The sequence below is a fragment of the Rhodococcus sp. MS16 genome (genome assembly GCF_013277795.1).
GTDB classification, from domain to species: domain Bacteria; phylum Actinomycetota; class Actinomycetes; order Mycobacteriales; family Mycobacteriaceae; genus Rhodococcus_F; species Rhodococcus_F globerula.
In genome coordinates this window covers 304,511-320,773 of sequence record NZ_VBTM01000001.1, presented here as the reverse complement: position 1 = coordinate 320,773, position 16,263 = coordinate 304,511, and the positions used below count along the sequence as shown (strand labels likewise).

General features: G+C 61.3%; 14 protein-coding genes. 2 read left to right on the top strand and 12 right to left on the bottom strand.

Features of this window, described 5'->3' with window-relative positions; all coding sequences use genetic code 11:
• Window positions 1-2 precede the first annotated feature (2 nt).
• From FEZ60_RS01470 to FEZ60_RS01460, 3 genes are all read right to left on the bottom strand, one after another.
• A complete protein-coding gene (locus tag FEZ60_RS01470) occupies window positions 3-962 on the bottom strand; it encodes an ABC transporter permease (RefSeq protein ID WP_116104512.1) in 960 nt (319 codons plus the stop codon).
• Window positions 963-968: 6 nt separating this feature from the next.
• Window positions 969-2,534, bottom strand: coding sequence for an ABC transporter substrate-binding protein (locus FEZ60_RS01465; RefSeq protein WP_033234726.1), 1,566 nt, complete (start codon window positions 2,532-2,534; stop codon window positions 969-971).
• Window positions 2,535-2,654: 120 nt separating this feature from the next.
• On the bottom strand, window positions 2,655-3,464 hold the full coding sequence (locus FEZ60_RS01460; protein WP_095886129.1) for a TauD/TfdA family dioxygenase: 810 nt from the start codon (window positions 3,462-3,464) through the stop codon (window positions 2,655-2,657).
• A gap of 233 nt (window positions 3,465-3,697) precedes the next feature.
• Here FEZ60_RS01460 and FEZ60_RS01455 point away from each other — a divergent pair, with 233 nt between their 5' ends.
• Both FEZ60_RS01455 and FEZ60_RS01450 read left to right on the top strand, forming a co-directional pair.
• Complete coding sequence (locus FEZ60_RS01455; RefSeq protein WP_141485931.1) at window positions 3,698-4,378, top strand: helix-turn-helix domain-containing protein; 681 nt, start codon at window positions 3,698-3,700, stop codon at window positions 4,376-4,378.
• Window positions 4,379-4,867: 489 nt separating this feature from the next.
• The gene (locus tag FEZ60_RS01450) at window positions 4,868-5,383 is read left to right on the top strand and encodes a GNAT family N-acetyltransferase (RefSeq protein ID WP_172935376.1); all 516 of its coding nucleotides are present in this window, start codon (window positions 4,868-4,870) and stop codon (window positions 5,381-5,383) included.
• 118 nt (window positions 5,384-5,501) lie between these two features.
• Here the strand turns inward: FEZ60_RS01450 and FEZ60_RS01445 are convergent, their stop codons facing one another.
• The 9 genes from FEZ60_RS01445 to FEZ60_RS01405 form a co-directional block, all read right to left on the bottom strand.
• Window positions 5,502-5,825, bottom strand: coding sequence for a ferredoxin family protein (locus FEZ60_RS01445; RefSeq protein WP_095886115.1), 324 nt, complete (start codon window positions 5,823-5,825; stop codon window positions 5,502-5,504).
• Window positions 5,822-7,411, bottom strand: coding sequence for an FAD-dependent oxidoreductase (locus tag FEZ60_RS01440; protein WP_172935375.1), 1,590 nt, complete (start codon window positions 7,409-7,411; stop codon window positions 5,822-5,824). Before FEZ60_RS01440 ends, FEZ60_RS01445 begins: the two co-directional genes overlap by 4 nt.
• 162 nt (window positions 7,412-7,573) lie before the next feature.
• Window positions 7,574-8,893, bottom strand: coding sequence for an NtaA/DmoA family FMN-dependent monooxygenase (locus tag FEZ60_RS01435; RefSeq protein ID WP_172935374.1), 1,320 nt, complete (start codon window positions 8,891-8,893; stop codon window positions 7,574-7,576).
• Window positions 8,893-10,239, bottom strand: a complete 1,347-nt coding sequence (locus tag FEZ60_RS01430; protein ID WP_172935373.1) for an LLM class flavin-dependent oxidoreductase — start codon at window positions 10,237-10,239, stop codon at window positions 8,893-8,895. The genes FEZ60_RS01435 and FEZ60_RS01430 overlap by 1 nt, the downstream gene beginning before the upstream one ends.
• A gap of 75 nt (window positions 10,240-10,314) precedes the next feature.
• Complete coding sequence (locus FEZ60_RS01425) at window positions 10,315-11,220, bottom strand: LysR family transcriptional regulator (protein ID WP_033234734.1); 906 nt, start codon at window positions 11,218-11,220, stop codon at window positions 10,315-10,317.
• A gap of 168 nt (window positions 11,221-11,388) precedes the next feature.
• Window positions 11,389-12,627, bottom strand: a complete 1,239-nt coding sequence (locus tag FEZ60_RS33035) for an acyl-CoA dehydrogenase family protein (RefSeq protein ID WP_172935372.1) — start codon at window positions 12,625-12,627, stop codon at window positions 11,389-11,391.
• Entirely contained in the window at window positions 12,624-14,369 is a 1,746-nt protein-coding gene (locus FEZ60_RS01415) for an ABC transporter ATP-binding protein (protein ID WP_172935371.1), read from the bottom strand. The genes FEZ60_RS33035 and FEZ60_RS01415 overlap by 4 nt, the downstream gene beginning before the upstream one ends.
• Window positions 14,366-15,247: an ABC transporter permease gene (locus FEZ60_RS01410; protein ID WP_172935370.1), complete on the bottom strand. Its 882-nt coding sequence runs from the start codon at window positions 15,245-15,247 to the stop codon at window positions 14,366-14,368. Before FEZ60_RS01410 ends, FEZ60_RS01415 begins: the two co-directional genes overlap by 4 nt.
• Complete coding sequence (locus tag FEZ60_RS01405; RefSeq protein WP_172935369.1) at window positions 15,244-16,260, bottom strand: ABC transporter permease; 1,017 nt, start codon at window positions 16,258-16,260, stop codon at window positions 15,244-15,246. The genes FEZ60_RS01410 and FEZ60_RS01405 overlap by 4 nt, the downstream gene beginning before the upstream one ends.
• Window positions 16,261-16,263: the final 3 nt, after the last annotated feature.

The following is a 16,263-nucleotide window of genomic DNA, read 5'->3' as shown; positions in this document are numbered from 1 at the left end:
GGTCACGACTGACTCCCCAATCGAATTCGAGGGTCGAGCCACGCGTTGACGAGATCCGTGGCGAGCTGAACGATGACAAAAAGAACCACGGAGAACAGCAGCATCACTTGAACCACCGGGTAATCCCGGCTCGAGATCGCGCGTTCGATGAGGTTTCCGAGGCCTGGCCAGGCAAAGATGGCCTCGACGAGTACGGCTCCACCGAGTAGATGACCGATTTGCATCCCCAATACCGTCACGGTCGACGGCAGAGCGTTGGGCAGCACCTGAGTCAGAATGATCCGTCGACGCGAAATACCAAGGGCACGTGCCGTTGTGACGTACGGCTCCGCAAGTTGACTGCGAAGCGACTCGGTAAGAAACCGGGTGAGCGCGGCCGCAATCGGAAGCCCGAGACATACCGCGGGGAGAATCAGATACTGCACCGTGATGCCCGGGTCGTCCAGGAAGCCTTTGCGGGGAATCCCGCCGGCCGGCAAGACCGCCCAGACCACACCGAACAACACCACCAGGAGCGCGCCCGTCACGAAGTTCGGGATCGCGACGGCGACCGTACCGAATGTGGTCACAATGCTGTTGAGCCACCGCCGATCCATGATGACCGACACCGTGCTCGAGGTGAGCGCTACAGCAATCGCAATCGCCAGGGCGGTGACCGACAGGAGCAAGGTATTGCCAAGTGCGTCGAGCATCAGCGTGGAGATCTCACCGCCGAGAATCAACGACCGACCGAGATCGAAGGTGAGAATTCCGCCAAGCCACGAAAAGTACTGACCGAGTGGAGAACCGTTCAGTCCCAACTCCTCACGCAGGGCTTCCAGAGCTTCCGGAGTGGCATCTGCACCGGCCAACACACTGGCCGGATCACCAGGTACTAGCCGCAAAAGGGTGAAGATCAGCACCGAACCCACTGCCAGAACCAGCAGGGCCGAGGGCAGGCGCCGAAGTGCATACGAGAGCATGACCGATCACTCACTCAGATAGGCGTTGCTCAGGTCGAGTTCCGCCCTCTTCGACCAGTCCACATCGTGGACCGCGGCGGACATTGCGAGGGTGTTGTCTGCGTTGAGTAGTCCGATCACGACTGCGTTGTCGAGCAGTTCGTGGTTCAGAACCTGGTATGCCGCAGACGCTTCCGGGCTTTTCGGATCCGTGATCCGCCACACCGCTTCGGTGGCAGCCTGGTAATCCGCATCGATGAAATTGGACGTGTTCTTGTAGGCGTTGAACGGGTAGGCACTGGTTGGCAAGGTTGAGGGTGTGTACTGCGCAAATACGTGCGAGGTGATCCAGAGTCCGCCGTACGTGCCACCGATCAGGTTCTTGACCGATGTCGCAGCATCGATCGGTTCGATAACCGTCGTGATACCAACTGCGGCAAGGTCCGCTTGAATGATTTGCGCGATGGATTCCGACTCACTCGATCCCGCGGTGTAACTGATCGGAATGACCGGGATGGCGCCGACCTCGGCGACGAGGGCCTTTGCCTTGTCGACGTCATGGTTGTACGTGGAGTTGAGGCTCGCGTCGAACGCCGGCGAGTACTCCGGCCACGGCAGGTTGTCGGAATTGCCATGCCCTTGATAGACGTCTTCGAGTAGGCGTTCGCGATCCACGGCATTCGCGATTGCCTGGCGGACGCGAACATCACCCAGACCCGGAGCCTGCACGTTCGCGCCGATGTACCACGTGCGCAGCACGCCGGTCTGGTCCACGACCTCGAAATTGGAGTCGGCGGCGAGCATATCGGCGTCACGCGGAGCTGCATTGAGCAGCAAATCCAGCTGTCCTGACCGAAGTTGCGACACCCGTGTCTGCGCGTCGGGAACAATGACGTACTCGACGCCGTCGAGGTTGGGCGCACCACCCCAGTACTGCTCATTGGCCTCGAAGGTCATTCCGCTTCCGGGTTGCCAGTTCGCGAAGGTGAAAGCTCCGGTTCCGTTGTAGCCCTTCCCCGAATCGAAGTCGGCCATGGTGTTGCGGTCGATGACGGGCACGACGTCGAGCAGATCGAAGAAGTTACCCGCCGGATGCGCGAGAGTAAGCACAATCGTGTGATCATCAGGCCTGGCGTAGTTGGTGATCAGCTGCGCAGTTCGCGCGAGCTGTCCGGAACGCGCTGGGTCCGCATAGGTTTCGAGGCTGAACTGCACATCGTCGGACGTCATCGGGCGTCCGTCGTGGAACGTGACATCGGGTCGCAGCGTAAGCGTGATCGTCAACCCGTCATCAGACACCTGCCACGATTCGGCAAGCGCCGGCTGGGGGTCGAGGCTTCCCGCCGGGTAGGTGATCAGCGTGTCGTAGACAAGCCCGGAGAGCGCAGCATTTACCGGTACGCCCGAAAAGAACGAGGCCGGGGTCAGATCCCCACTGTCGCCGATCCGCAGCACACCGCCATCTACGACCTCCGTGCCGGCGGCCGCCTGATCCACTGCCGAGCTACATCCCGTCACGGTGAGTGCACCGAAGAGAGCAACGGCGACTATCCCCCGCAGGGAGGGACGTCTGAGGACGGAGCGGCTGTTCACGGAGAAACCTTTCGAGGGGCCCTGCACGGGCAGGTGCTGCTGTTGATCGGGATGAAAGATCGTGCTGCTCGCGGACAGTGGTTCGTGAGCAGCTTGGAGAAGCGCGAGGTGACGTCAGAGTCAGCGAGCCGGGATGGGAGCTTCCGGAGCAACCTCGATGCGATGAATTCGGCGCGGCTGATCCGCGTAGTCGTAGATCGCGTTGTGCTGGACGAAGTGGTTGTCCCAGATAGCGATTTCGCCAACAGTCCAGCGGCGACGGACGGTGAATTCCGGTCGGATCGACACTGCCTTGAGTACACCCAGGATCGCGGCGCTCTCTTGTGCGTCGAGTTCGTTGATGTAGCTGGTGAACAGGTCGTTGACGAAAAGCGCTTCGCGTCCGGTCTCGGGATGCCGGATCACCAACGGGTGGTCGGCTTCGGGGACATTCTCCCTCGGTGCGATGCGGTGTTTTGCGGTCAGGCCGTAGAGGAGTTCACGCAGCGGCTCCGACAAAGCGTCGAGTGCGTCGGACTGGTTGGACCACATGGTGTCACCGCCGAATTCCGGAAGGACCTGCATGTGCAGAACGCTGAACCTGGACGGCGCGTCACGCCAGGACACGTCGCAGTGCCAACGGTTGGCCTGGTACGCGCTTCCGTTCTCTGTGCCGATCACGCTGATCTCGCGGTAACCCTCGTCGCCAAGGTTCAACAAGTGCTCGTGTGGGAGAACAACCTCACCGAAGTGCTGCGCAAACGCGCGGTGGATCGCCGGATCGAGGCCCTGTTCCGGAAAAAAGAGCACGCTGTAGCGGTACAGCGCGTCCTTGACCAGTTGAACATCGGCGTCTGTCAGTGAGTCCACTCGCAGGCCCCGGACTTCGGCGCCGATCTTGCCGGCGAGGGGCACGATTGTAGTTGTCGTGGGTTCTGCGATTGCGGTCATCAATCTTCCTCGAAACATAGACGTGGGTGTGCAAATCGGACTGCGTTCAAAGTAATCAATGTTTCTTATTTTGAGCATCGTTAAAATTTCGATGATTTAAGCATTGACAGACGTCAGCTTGGTCGATATCCTGCCAGCAACTCACGCAGAGAATTCACCAATGCTCTTGCAGTCCGGCTATATTCGACCCGACGAGTCCAGCCACAACACTGTCGCCGGTAGGGTCGACCAGTGTGACCTCAAAACGTGGCCGATACCGCGCGGGAGAACAGACACGCGTACAACTCATCGAAACCGCGGAGCGGCTTTTTGCACTCAGCGGTTATGACGGCGTCTCCATCTCTGAAATCCGCATCGCGGCAGGCCAGCAGAATGCATCGGTAATCGCCTACTACTTCGGTTCGAAGGAAAATCTGCTGCACGCGATATTCGCGTACCGCCTGCCCGACATCAACGCAGACAGACAAGCAATGATGCTCCGAACAAGCTCACAGGGCGCGAATATGACTACGCGCGAGGCATTATGGGCAATTGTGCAACCCTTGGCCAACAGCATCAGCCCCGACAACCACTACGTCGCACTACTCGATCGGTTGATGGAGACGGAAATCCTCGGCCGCGTCTTCACCACCGCAGATCCGACTGTGACAACAAGCGGATCCGCCGTCAACCAGAGCCTCAACGACAGCCTTGTCGAACTTGCGGAAGATGTTCGACTGCAGCGCATTCAGATCGTTTACACCAGCTATCTCCGGGTATTGGCGGGTTACGACAGACGCGGCACCCGACCCACCCATGCTGAACTGTCCGCTCTGATCGACGGATGGGAAGCACTACTGCGAGCTCCGGTTTCCCAGGAAACTCTCGACGCCCAGAAGGAAGCCCAGCTGAACCCGACTTCATCGAGTCACTGAAGGCGTTGATGCTTCGGTGCGCAGCGTCAAACGCTGCACCCCGAAGTCTCTTGCAGGCCCACTAACAGTGCCGCCTTCTCGTGACACTCACTCCACGCTTGTCGGCGGCCAGTTGAAATCACTCGGATCGAAACGGATCCATTCCGATCCATATGCCGTGATTCGACCGTCACTGGGCGGTCACTTTCGTCGATCCCGCATTCCATTACCGTGCGCAGCGACGGCCACTCGCCGAGCACATATGAAATCGAATCCAACACTGCCACAATATATTCAAGCGATATTTACCGCATTAACGGGCCTGGTCCCGTAAGCCAGTGGGTCGCGGCGTTCGATGCGGGAGACTACTCCAACGCCCTTCATACGAAACTCGGGATAGACCCCGAATCCTGACTTCCTGTTGTCGCACTCCACACCCCGCGGCATGCGCTTGCCGATACTATTCGTGTCGAATTGATCTCATCGTCTGCGTCAGGATGGACACTACACATGGCACACGACATCAAGACTTCATCCCTTCATGTTCGTGAGGTGTCGTGGTCCCATCCTGATGCCGAGGCATTACGCGGCGAAATGGCTGCCGAAGTGGGGCCACGCTACTCCGATCGCGTATCCACCACGGACCGTGCCGCCGCAAATTCGGTTGACCCACAATCAGTTCACCTGACTGTGGTGGCGTACGCCGACGGCAGCGAAGCCGAAGAACCACAAGCAGTAGGTCATGCCACGCTTCGCTGGAACGGCGCCGATCTGGAGTTGAAGCGGATGTACGTCAGGCCCTCGCATCGCGGCTCCGGCGTATCCACGCTCCTGTTGGACGCAGTCGAGGATGCGGCCAAGCAGGCTGGTCGGCCACGGCTGATTCTCCAGACCGGGGACCGTCAACCCGATGCAGTCAGGTTGTACGAAAAGAGCGGATACTCGCGGATCCCGATCTTCTCGCCCTATGAAGTAATGCCGTTTTCGAACTGTTTCGAGAAGGCCTTCGTACAACCCCGCGACTGAGCTCGGCTTCGCTGACGATCACGTCCGCGATCACGAGCTGGTTGTAGACCTGGCGCCGTTCATCACCGGCCGGCTCCCGCTCGAAGAGACGATCTCGGAACGGCTGCAACGATTGTCGTCAGGTTGTGATCGGGCGGGGCACCTCGGGTCCCACTGCGGTAAGCGCCCCAGGTGTCCTCCCCTTTCCCCACCCGATCTTCTCCCGGTAGCGTCCGATGTGATCGCGCTCGATCACATCGGCACTTCCCACTGGTGCCGATTGCGGATGCACGTACAAGGCATCGGTCGGGCAGTATGCCTCGCACATGAAGCACGTCTGGCAGTCCGATTGGCGCGCGATCACGGGAACACCTGATGGCGTGCGATCGAAAACATCTGTCGGACAGACTTCTACACACTTGTCGCACCCGATGCAGTCCTGTGCTGACACCAGTTCGATCACGACGCCACCAAACTTGCACCGGCGGGATCGGCCGTAGTGGTCCACACCGCGTCTAGTCCTCCGGTCAAGATGTGATGATGCTGCGCGACGTCGAGTTCCGGGAAGTCGTCTCTCTTGTTCATCCCCCGAGTTTCAGTCCGCACCAAGGTCGAGTGATACATCCACCGACCCACGGCAGTGATCGCCGCCGCCTGACGAGCTGCCATCCGTTCAGCGGGCGCGCCACCCAGACCCACGCTCGCTGCACCCCAGAGCAATTCGAGTTCATCGAGCGCCGCCGACACTCGATCTCCGCTCCGCAAGTAGTTCTTGTCGAAGGGAAGCAATTGCTCCTGAGCAGCTTTCACCACGTCGACAGCAGTCAGGCGAGAGTTGGACGAGGGACGTAGCCCTACCGTCCCCGCTCCGCGGAGACCGATCCTTGATCCACGCCCCACCGACCGCGCGTACCTCGCGGCACCCGATCCTGCCCATGAACCGGACGACATCGCCCAGGCCGCGTTGTGGCTGCCACCGCCGGTGAAACCTCCGCATATACGTTCGCGAGTTGCAGCGTCCCCAGCAGCGAACAGTCCGGGGACAGTCGTGGCGCAATCGTCGTCGACGACGTTGATTCCACCAGTACCGCGCACGGTCCCCTCGGCGAGCATCCCGACCTCGAACCTTTCGGTGAAGGGGTCGATTCCGCGGCGATCGAATTGCAGGAAGAAATTGGGCTGCCCCATCCTCATTCGACGCTGCACCTCGACGTCCGCACGGTCGATCTGCGCGAAGACGGGTTCGGACTTCAAGGTTCTCGCGATGACAGATCGCCCCTTCGCCGAGCCGGCCCCTTCGAGTACGCTCCCGTCAGCATGGAAAAAGGTTGCGTAGGCGTAGTACGCCGTCTTCGTGATGGTGGATCCGGCCGCAGCAATTCCGTATGCGTTGGAGAACTCCATTCCGGAGAACTCGGCCCCCACCTCAGCTGCCATCAGTGCGCCGTCACCGGTATCGACGTTGGTACCCAATGCGCCTGAGAGAAAGGCACATCCGCCGCTCGCGACCACGACAGCACCTGCGGACACTCGATAGTCGTGATGCTCGTGACGCCGATATCCGCTGGCGCCCCGCACACAACCTTGTTTGTCCACCAACAACTCCAGCGCGGGCGAATGGTCGAGAATTCGCACTCCGGCGCGGCGGATCCAGGCGCGCATTCTGCGCATGTATTCCGGCCCCTGCAGGCCGGTGCGAATCTGCTCACCGGTACGCGCGTCGACGGGGAACGGGTATCTGCCTTCTACCGCCAGGAGGTCCATGTTGGTATACGTCTGCTCGAGGACGCGGTCCATCCAATGGTGATCGGCGAGGAATCCGCCGAGTGCCTCACGCCCTGCTTTGGCCTTTGCGCGCGCCGCAGGTTCGGGTTCGACGTACCAGACACCTGTGCCCGACGGCGCAGTCGCCCCGCTCGTCCCGCAATACCCTTTGTCGACCAGGACGACGTCCGCACCGGCCTCGGCGGCACGCAACGCTGCCCAGGCGCCGGCGGGACCACCACCTATTACCAGCACATCGGTGGAAACTTCGAGGACGTCCGTCACTGGTCTGCTCCTGTCAAAGGTCTACACGAATGAACCTGATACCGCTATGTTTCTCCAGCGAACGCTGCAGTGCCACAATCAGGATCATCGTGAATGCAACCGGCTCTGCGCTTACATCGACGCATTGTGGACGAAAACGCGTTCGCACGGACGGAGTCACCTTTAGGACGCAAAGGAATTCGCAGGTTCACGCAGATCGAGGTGATGGCGCAACGTGACACCGCCGTATTCGGACCGGAAAATGCCCCGCTCCTGAAGAACCGGAACGACAAGGTCGACGAAGTCCTCCAGTGACCGAGGCAGGACAGCGGGGATAATCGTGAATCCGTCCACAGAGCCGCTCCGCCACCAGGTTTCGATATGATCAGCCACCTGTACAGGATCACCGATTACCACACGATGACCGCCCAAGAATTCGGTCAACAGATGACGAACAGTGTGGCCGGTCAATGCTGCATAATCGGCGAGCGACGTGAAGAATCCTTGGGGGCCGACACGACCGGACGGCAGGTCCAGCACATGCGCGGGGAGCGGCGAATCCAGGTCGAACTCTTCGTCCGGGAATCCCAACCACGACGCGAGCCGGCGAACGGGTGCACTCTCCGGACGAAGGCGCGCTTGAAGTTCGTCGAACTTCTCTCGCGCCGCGTGTTCGGTCTCTGCAACGATCGGCACCAGTCCGGGCAGAATCCTGATCTGATCCGGATCGCGGCCGAGTGCAGCAGCTTTCGACCTGATCTCCGTGGAGAACTCTCGTGAAGCGTCGAGTCCGAACTGGGTGGCATAGATCGCCTCGGCATGGGCTGCGGCGAATTCCCGCCCTCGAGAGGAGGATCCTGCCTGGACCAGAACCGGTCGTCCCTGTGGCGACCTCGTGACGTTGAGCGGGCCGGCAACGGAGTAGAACTCGCCTCGGTGCTCGACAGCGTGTACCAGATCCGGATCTGCAAAGCGCGCGTTCTCTTGATCACCGATCAGAGCGCCGTACTCCCAACTGTCCCACAATCTTTCGAGAAGTTCTACGTATTCCGCTGCACGGCGATATCTCTCGTCGCGTTCCGGAAGGTGGTCGATTCCGAAGTTCTTGGCCGCATTCGGCTCGAACGTCGTCACCACGTTCCATCCGGCACGACCACCGCTCACGCGGTCCAGCGAGAGAATTCGACGAGCAAGGTTGTACGGCAGATTCAGGGTGGATGACACAGTGGGAATCAGACCGATCCGGGTGGTGGACACCGCGAGCGCACTGGTCAGTAGCACCGGGTCGAGGGAGGCCGCCGGTCCACGGCCGATGCCCGGGTGCTGGACCGGGATATCCGGGAACAGCAACGCATCGAGTTTGCCGCGCTCGGCGGTCTCGGCGGCGCGGCGGTAGTGGTCGAGAGTGACAAAGGCGCTGGGATCGAGTTCCGGGTCGAGCCAGGCCGCCGAGTGGTAGCCCGCGCTACCGACGTTGACGAAGAAGTGCAGCGAACGACTCATCACGCCACCACCTGTTCGACGTGCGACGACGGAATCGCATGGTGAGGAGCGGCCAACCCGAGATGTCCACGAAGCGTGGTGCTGTCGTAGTCGGTGCGGAAAACACCGCGGCGCTGCAACTCCGGCACGACGTGATCGACGAAATCGTCGAATCCGCTCGGGAGCACGTCCGGCATCAGGTTGAATCCGTCGGCAACGCCTTTGTCCACCCAATCTACGATGGCATCGGCTATCTGTTCCGGAGTGCCGGTGACGATCCGGTGTCCGGCACCTCCGCCCAGTCGCCTCAACAGCTGCCGAACGGTCAAGCTCTCGCGCCGGGCGAGACTGACCGCGATCTTGTAGAACGTCTGCGATCCACCCGCGTCGTCCGGATCGGCCAGGAGCTCCCACGGCAACGAGCCGTCGAGAACCAAGCTCTCGCGAGGAACCCCGAACTGACCCGCAAGCCGTTCGAGCGCGTACTCGGGAGGCACCAATTCGGCCAACAGTTCACGACGCTCACGAGCCTCGGCCTCCGTACTGCCGATCACGGTCGACAGTCCAGGCAGGACGATGACGTCCTCGGGCCCTCGGCCGTATCCGCGCGCCCTCGCCTTCACATCGTGGTAATACTCCCGAGCCTCGTCCTCGGTCTGCGCCGCTGTGAAGATCACCTCGCCGACCCTGGCCGCCAGTGCCCGCCCGTCACGCGAGGCACCCGCCTGCACAACCACCGGCTCACCCTGTGGTGACCGCGGAACGTTGAGCGGGCCTGCCACGTCGAAGTGTTCGCCGTGATGGTCGGTGCGGTGAATCCGTGTGGTGTCCGCGAACACCTGGCCAGATTTATCCCCCACCAACGCGTCGGGTTCCCAACTGTTCCAAAGCTTTCGTACCACTTCGACGAACTCTGCCGCACGTTCGTACCGCCGGCCGTGATCGGGCTCGTCGTCGAAACCGAAATTGCGCGCTGATTCCCGGCCCGCCGTGGTGACGACATTCCACCCTGACCGTCCGCCGCTGAGTTGATCGAGCGTTGCAAAGCGTCTTGCCACGTCATACGGATCGTTGTAACTCGACGACAGGGTGCCGATCAATCCGATCCTGGACGTCGACGCGGCCACCGCAGCGAGCACCACCGACGGTTCGAGACTGTTGAACGGCCGATAGCGCAAATCTTCCCGGATCGCCGGACCGTCGGCGAGAAATACTGCGTCGAACTTAGCGGCCTCGGCCTTGCACGCGATGTCCATATAGTGTGCGAGGCCGAAACTCGCCAGCGGATCGGTTCCCGGAAGTCGCCAGGAACCACCGAACACACCGGCGTTGAGGATGTTGACGTTGAGATGGACCTGACGGGTCATCGATGTTCGCCTCCTTCGTAACTGAATACATGAAATCCGCGACCTGAAGGACATGGGTACCGATCGCGGCAGACTTCACGACGCGAGACGCAGCGGTACCGCAGCCATCCTCAGCGCGCGGATCGCCGCAGCCACCGCCGGTCGCTCGAGCGAGGCCTGACGATACGTCACGCCGATCTCGCGGGCTCCGTTGGCGACAGGGCAGGCAACGAGGTGCTTGGCCGACTCCGGCACAGCCATCTCCGGCAGCACCGTCACACCGAAACCGTGATCGACCATCTCCGCCATGGCACTGAAGCTTGCCGAACGATGCTCGATTCGTGGGGTGAACCCGGATTGCCTGCAGGAGAACATGATCGACGCAATCGACGGAGCACCGTCCTTGGCCGCAATCCAGTCGGCATCGGCAACTGCTTCGAGACCGTACAGCTGAGCCCGCTCACGCAGCGGTGCCGGCGCCAACAGCACGAGCGGATCGGTGAACAGGAACTCCGAGCTCAATCCGACGGGGAGTTCGCTCGTACGAAACGAATACGTGTAGGTGATCGCAAGGTCGACTTCTTGTTGCCTCACTGCCGGTACGGAATCGACCGGTACCGCGTCCACCAATCGGACTCGCAGACCCTGATGTTCCCGATGAAGACGGGTTGCTGCGGGAATCGCGAGTCGGGTGAGAGCGGTGGTAAACGTCGCGAGGGTGAGGACACCCGTGACCGATTCACCGGTGGCCGCGACAGCGCTTTCAGCCTCCTCGAGCGCAGCGATGATGCGTGCGGTGTGGTCGACCAGAACCCGGCCGGCATGGGTGAGGCGCAGGACTCGTCCCTCCCGACGCGTGAGAACTGTGCCGACCTCCTCTTCGAGGAGACGCATCTGCTGGGAAACTGCAGATGTCGTGATTCCGTGACGTTCGGAGACCGAGGTCATCGTCGTCAGTTCCGCGAGGTCGTGGAGCAGAATCAATCGTCGTATGTCATACATGATGTGTCCTCGCGGCCAGGCAATTGAGCGGAGCGCCCGATAACACATTGTGCTGGAAATCCCGGCGCCTCCACAGAGTTGGGATCACCGGGATTCGAGCAACCTCAGCGCGAAACACTCGAAAACAACAGACCGAAGTTTCAGATTGCTACAGCTGCAGTTGAGATTTCAGAAGTAGCTGATCGGCGGCGGCAACTCCCCGTTGACCTCGTAAGCTCCGAGATAGCGCAGTTTGTAGCTTCCGGGATTGTGCGAGGACAGCGTCCGGGCATTTCGCCAATGTCTGTCGAGATTCTTCGACTGGCTGGTGGTGGATGCACCGCCAGTTTCGAACAACAACCATCCGGCCTTGCCGGCGAGTTCGTCGGCGATCACCTTCGCCTTCGAGACATCAAGAGCAGCAGCCAGTCTCAGTTCGGCGCGCTCGTCCGGATCGGTTGCCCGCACCGCCGCGTCCAGCACCTGGACTGCGGCGCGCACTGCCGATGTCACGGCAAACGAGTACGCCGATATCTGCCCGATCGTATGGTGCACCACCGCCTCCCCCGATGGGTGGTCGGCTTGACCGTGAAAATAGTTGCGACTACGGGCGTTGACTGCCTCCACGGAATCCGCGACGATGCTGCGAACGATTCCGGCGATGACCGTCGTGAGATACAACTGCGCAAACGATGCCTCGTATTTGTCGACGGACGGACCGTCTTCAGGAAGGACCTCGTCGTCGCGCACGATCACGTCGAAGTATCTGGTCGAGCCACTTCCGGTGAGTCGCTGGCCGATTCCGTCCCAGTCATCTGTCCGATCGATACCCACCCGCGTGGCGGGAATCGCCACGGTCACCGGTTTTCCGGTCTCCCAATTCCCCTTCACGACCAGATAGTCCGCGTACAGGTTGCCAGTGGAGTAGAACTTTTCACCACGCAGAAGAAGTTGGCCGTCCCGCTTACGCACGGTGGTTGTGAAGTCCGCCTGGGCGTCGCCTGACGTGGGCGTGGTCCGTTCACCGTACGATCCGAACACCAACTTACCGCGCGCTGTCTCTTCGAGGAGTCGTCCTCGGATTCCGACGACCGGCAGGGAGAGTGCATTCTCGACGAAGCCGAAGTGGTTGCGCAGCGCATGCGCGATGGATGGGTCCGCGGAGGCCAGATCAGCTACCACATCAAACAATTCGACGAGACTGATGCCGTGGCCGCCCGCCTCGACAGGTAGACGCAACGCGCCTATTCCTGCCTGTTTAAGTTCGTCCACCAAACCGTAGGGGATGTCGTGGTCACGATCTCGGTCGGATGCCCCGACACGTATCTTCGAGAAGAGTTCGGCCAACCCGAGTCTGCGTGTCACCGGACCTGGATCGATCGGACCAGGTGGAAGCGGATTGGTGGGCGTTTCGAGCGTGGACGTCACGACGCAACTCCGATCGTACGGCTGTGGGTCCTGTGATCGTCGAGCAGTTCCTGCCGGTGAACATGCGGTACGGCGGCGACAAGTGCACGGGTGTAGTCGCTGCTCGGATTCCCCAGTACCTGCTCGACGGCTCCCGACTCCACGGTGCGACCGGCCCGCATAACCGTGACATCGTCGGCCACCAGACGCACGACTCCCAGATCGTGTGTGACGAACAGGTAGGTCAGCCCACGTTCGGCTTGAAGATCGACGAGTAGTCGTAGGATCTGGGCCTGCACCGACACGTCGAGCGCGGAGACCGCCTCGTCGAGGACGAGCACTTCCGGGTCGGCGGCGAGTGCGCGAGCGATGGCAACTCGCTGACGCTGACCACCCGACAGTTCCGCCGGTTTGCGAAGCAGATACTCAGGGCCGAGTGCAACGGCTGTCAGCAGGTCGGTCACCCGCGCGCGGATCTCCTTGCGGTCCTTGGTGATCCCGAAGGTTCGCAACGGCTCTGCGATGGTGCGCTCGATCGTGAATCTGGGGTCGAGCGAGGACATCAGATTCTGATACACCAGCTGGATCCGTCGACGAACAGGGTGCAGTGCCCGATTCGACAATCCCGAGATGGGGTCGTCGTGCAGGTAGACCTTTCCGAGATCCGGAGTCGTCAACCCCACCACGGCGCGGGCCAGCGTCGACTTCCCGGCGCCGGATTCCCCCACCACCGCGTGCGTCGTTCCGCGGCGTAGCCGTATCGAGACGTCGTCGAGCGCGGTGAAGACATCACGCGCGCCGGTCGCGTCGACCACTGAGAAGTACTTGGTGATCCCGTCTGCTCGGAGTACCACCTCCCCGCTGTCGCCATTCACCGTGTCGCCGTTCGCCGGTTCGACGCCGACGTCTGGCGCCAATCGGCCGAGTTGGAACGACGGTGCGGCCTCGAGCAGTTGCCGCGTGTACGGGCTCGCCGGATCGTCGACCACCGATTCGGTAGTGCCCTGCTCGACGATTGTTCCGCCCTGCATGACGATCAGACGGTCGGCTCGCTCCGCGGCGACCCCCAGATCGTGAGTGATGAGCAGAATGCCCAAGCCGAGTGTGGAGCGCAGGTGCTCGAGGTGATCGAGGATCACCTTCTGCACTGTCACATCCAACGCCGATGTGGGCTCGTCCGCGATCAGCAACTCCGGATCGTTCGCGAGTGCGATGGCGATCAGAACACGTTGCTTCATACCTCCCGACAGCTCGTGCGGAAACTGCGAGTACAACCGCTCCACGTCCGAAAGTCCGGCCAGACGAAGCTTTTCCAACGCCACGGCCTTGGCTGCTGACTTGCCTATACGTCGGTGCAGACCGACAGCATCGAGTACCTGAGTGCCGACGCGTTTGACAGGATTGAGCGAGTTACCCGGATCTTGCGGAACGAATCCGACGAACGGACCCCGAACCTTGGCCAGTCGCTTGTCGTTCCAGCCGGTGGTGTCCTCTCCGCGGAAGCGAATGGTGCCGCTGTCGACCCGCGCCGACGACGGAAGTAACTGCAGCGCAGAATGAATGGTGGTGCTCTTTCCCGAACCGGACTCACCCACCACCGCCACGAACTCGCCGGCCTCGACGATCAGGCTCACATCACGCACGGCCGCGACGGAGCGACCTCTACCTCTGACATAGCTGACGCTCAATCTGTCGATCGCCAACAGCGGCGTCGACGTCGGGGCCGGCTCGGTACCGACAGGTGATTCGAGAAGCTCGGTCATCGCGACTCTCCTAACGACTTGCTGATTCGATTGGTGGACAGGACTACTACCGCGATCACGATTCCCGGAAAGATCGCGATCCACGGATACACGGCCAGATAGTCGCGGCCTTCGGATACCGCCAGCCCCCATTCGGGCTGCGGCGGCGGCGCGCCGTAGCCGAGGAAGCCGAGCGCTGCGACAGCAAGAATCGCCGCACCGAATTCGAGCGCAGCCAGAGAAAGGACCGCGGCGAGTGAATTGGGAAGAACATGCTGCAGAACAACCCGTCCGAACTTCGCCCCGGATCCGTAAGAGGCTTCGACGAATTCGGTGTGCGCTACTTTGAGAACCTCGGAGCGCATGACACGAGCGAAGGCTGCGATGGCGGTGATTCCGACGGCGACCGCCACGTTCAGTGTTCCGTAGCCAAGCGCAGTCACGACGGTCATCGCCAGGAGCAGACCGGGAATGGCAAGCAGCACATCGACGAAACGCATCACGACACCGTCCGTGCGCCCACCGATGAAGCCGCTGAGCAGACCTGTCGCGGAGCCGATGACAAATCCGACCGCCACTGCGACCAACGTCGCCGTCAACGTCGTCGACGTTCCGTAGATGGTGCGTGCCAACAGGTCACGTCCGAGCCGGTCGGCACCGAACGGGTGCTCGAAACTCGGCGGCGCAAAGCTCGCGTCGACGTCACCGTCATAGGGGCTCTTGCTCGTGAAGAGACCGGGCACGAGCGCCCACAAGATCACCACGACGATGACAATCCAGGACAAGGCCAGGCCAGGCGCAGACACGATCTCGCGTGCTCGGCGGCGCAGCCGGGCCGAGTACCCCGGCGACGGCTCCTCCGTGACCACCGTGCGGGGGATGTCGACTACTGCGGTCATGAGAGCACCAACTCCTGTTCGACGGGCTTCTTCTGCGCGGAGTCGACCTCCTTGGCTGACACGCCCGACCTCGAATTGAGCACGGCAGTGCGCAATCTCGGATCGAGCAACGGATAGACGATGTCGACCAGGAAGTTCACCGTCACGAATACCAACGCTGCGAACACGACTGCCGCCTGGACCAAGGGCACGTCCTGGGTCCGCACCGCGGTCTCCGTCAACCTGCCCAGACCGGATCGTGAATAGATCGTCTCCACGATCACCGCTCCCGCCAGTAGGTTGCCGAGGGTGATGCCGGCAATTGTCAGAGCCGGAAGCGCGGCGTTCTTCACCACGTCGTTGACCAGAACCCAGAGCCGCGTTCCGCCCTTTGCCGTCGACACCGCGACGTACGGTGATCCCAATCCGATGGTGAAGTTCTTCACCAGCAGCTGGGCGATGGGAGCACTGACGGGGATCGCCAAGGTCACCGCCGGCAGAATCAGCGAAGCGACGCCGTCATTGCCGATCGACGGAAACCAGCCGAGCTGAAACGAGAACACCTGCAAGATGACCAATCCCACCAGGAAGACCGGGACGGATACTCCAAGTGCCGGGATGCTTGCGAGGGTGTTGGCCAACCATCGATTGCGCGTGTAGGCCGCACCGAGTGCCAGTGCAAAAGCAAAGACCACCGCTATGGTCAGTGCAACTGCGGCCAGGATCACCGTCTGCGGCAGGACTTGGGCGATCATCGACAAGACAGGTTCACCCGTCCGCGTCGACTGTCCGAAGTCACCCTGCACGGCGCGCAGCAGGCGAGTGAAGTACTGCTCGAATACCGACCCGCTCATTCCCAGCTGATCGCGGACCACATCCTTCTGCGCATCACTGACCAGGTCACCGTCACTTGGACTGAACATGACATCGACAGCGTCGTAAGGCAGTACGTAGAGAAGCACGAACGTGAAAGTGTAGGCGGCCCAGATGACGAAAAGCGATTGGCCCAGTTTGGCCAGCACGTAACGGGTCATGGC

Excerpts from the sequence above, each read along its gene's own strand:
- FEZ60_RS01460 (WP_095886129.1), bottom strand. The coding sequence starts at position 3,464 with ATGACCGCAATCGCAGAACCCACGACAACTACAATCGTGCCCCTCGCC.
- FEZ60_RS01425 (WP_033234734.1), bottom strand. The coding sequence starts at position 11,220 with ATGTATGACATACGACGATTGATTCTGCTCCACGACCTCGCGGAACTG.
- FEZ60_RS01415 (WP_172935371.1), bottom strand. The coding sequence starts at position 14,369 with ATGACCGAGCTTCTCGAATCACCTGTCGGTACCGAGCCGGCCCCGACG.
- FEZ60_RS01430 (WP_172935373.1), bottom strand. The coding sequence starts at position 10,239 with ATGACCCGTCAGGTCCATCTCAACGTCAACATCCTCAACGCCGGTGTG.
- FEZ60_RS01435 (WP_172935374.1), bottom strand. The coding sequence starts at position 8,893 with ATGAGTCGTTCGCTGCACTTCTTCGTCAACGTCGGTAGCGCGGGCTAC.
- FEZ60_RS01405 (WP_172935369.1), bottom strand. The coding sequence starts at position 16,260 with ATGACCCGTTACGTGCTGGCCAAACTGGGCCAATCGCTTTTCGTCATC.
- FEZ60_RS01410 (WP_172935370.1), bottom strand. The coding sequence starts at position 15,247 with ATGACCGCAGTAGTCGACATCCCCCGCACGGTGGTCACGGAGGAGCCG.
- FEZ60_RS01470 (WP_116104512.1), bottom strand. The coding sequence starts at position 962 with ATGCTCTCGTATGCACTTCGGCGCCTGCCCTCGGCCCTGCTGGTTCTG.
- FEZ60_RS01450 (WP_172935376.1), top strand. The coding sequence starts at position 4,868 with ATGGCACACGACATCAAGACTTCATCCCTTCATGTTCGTGAGGTGTCG.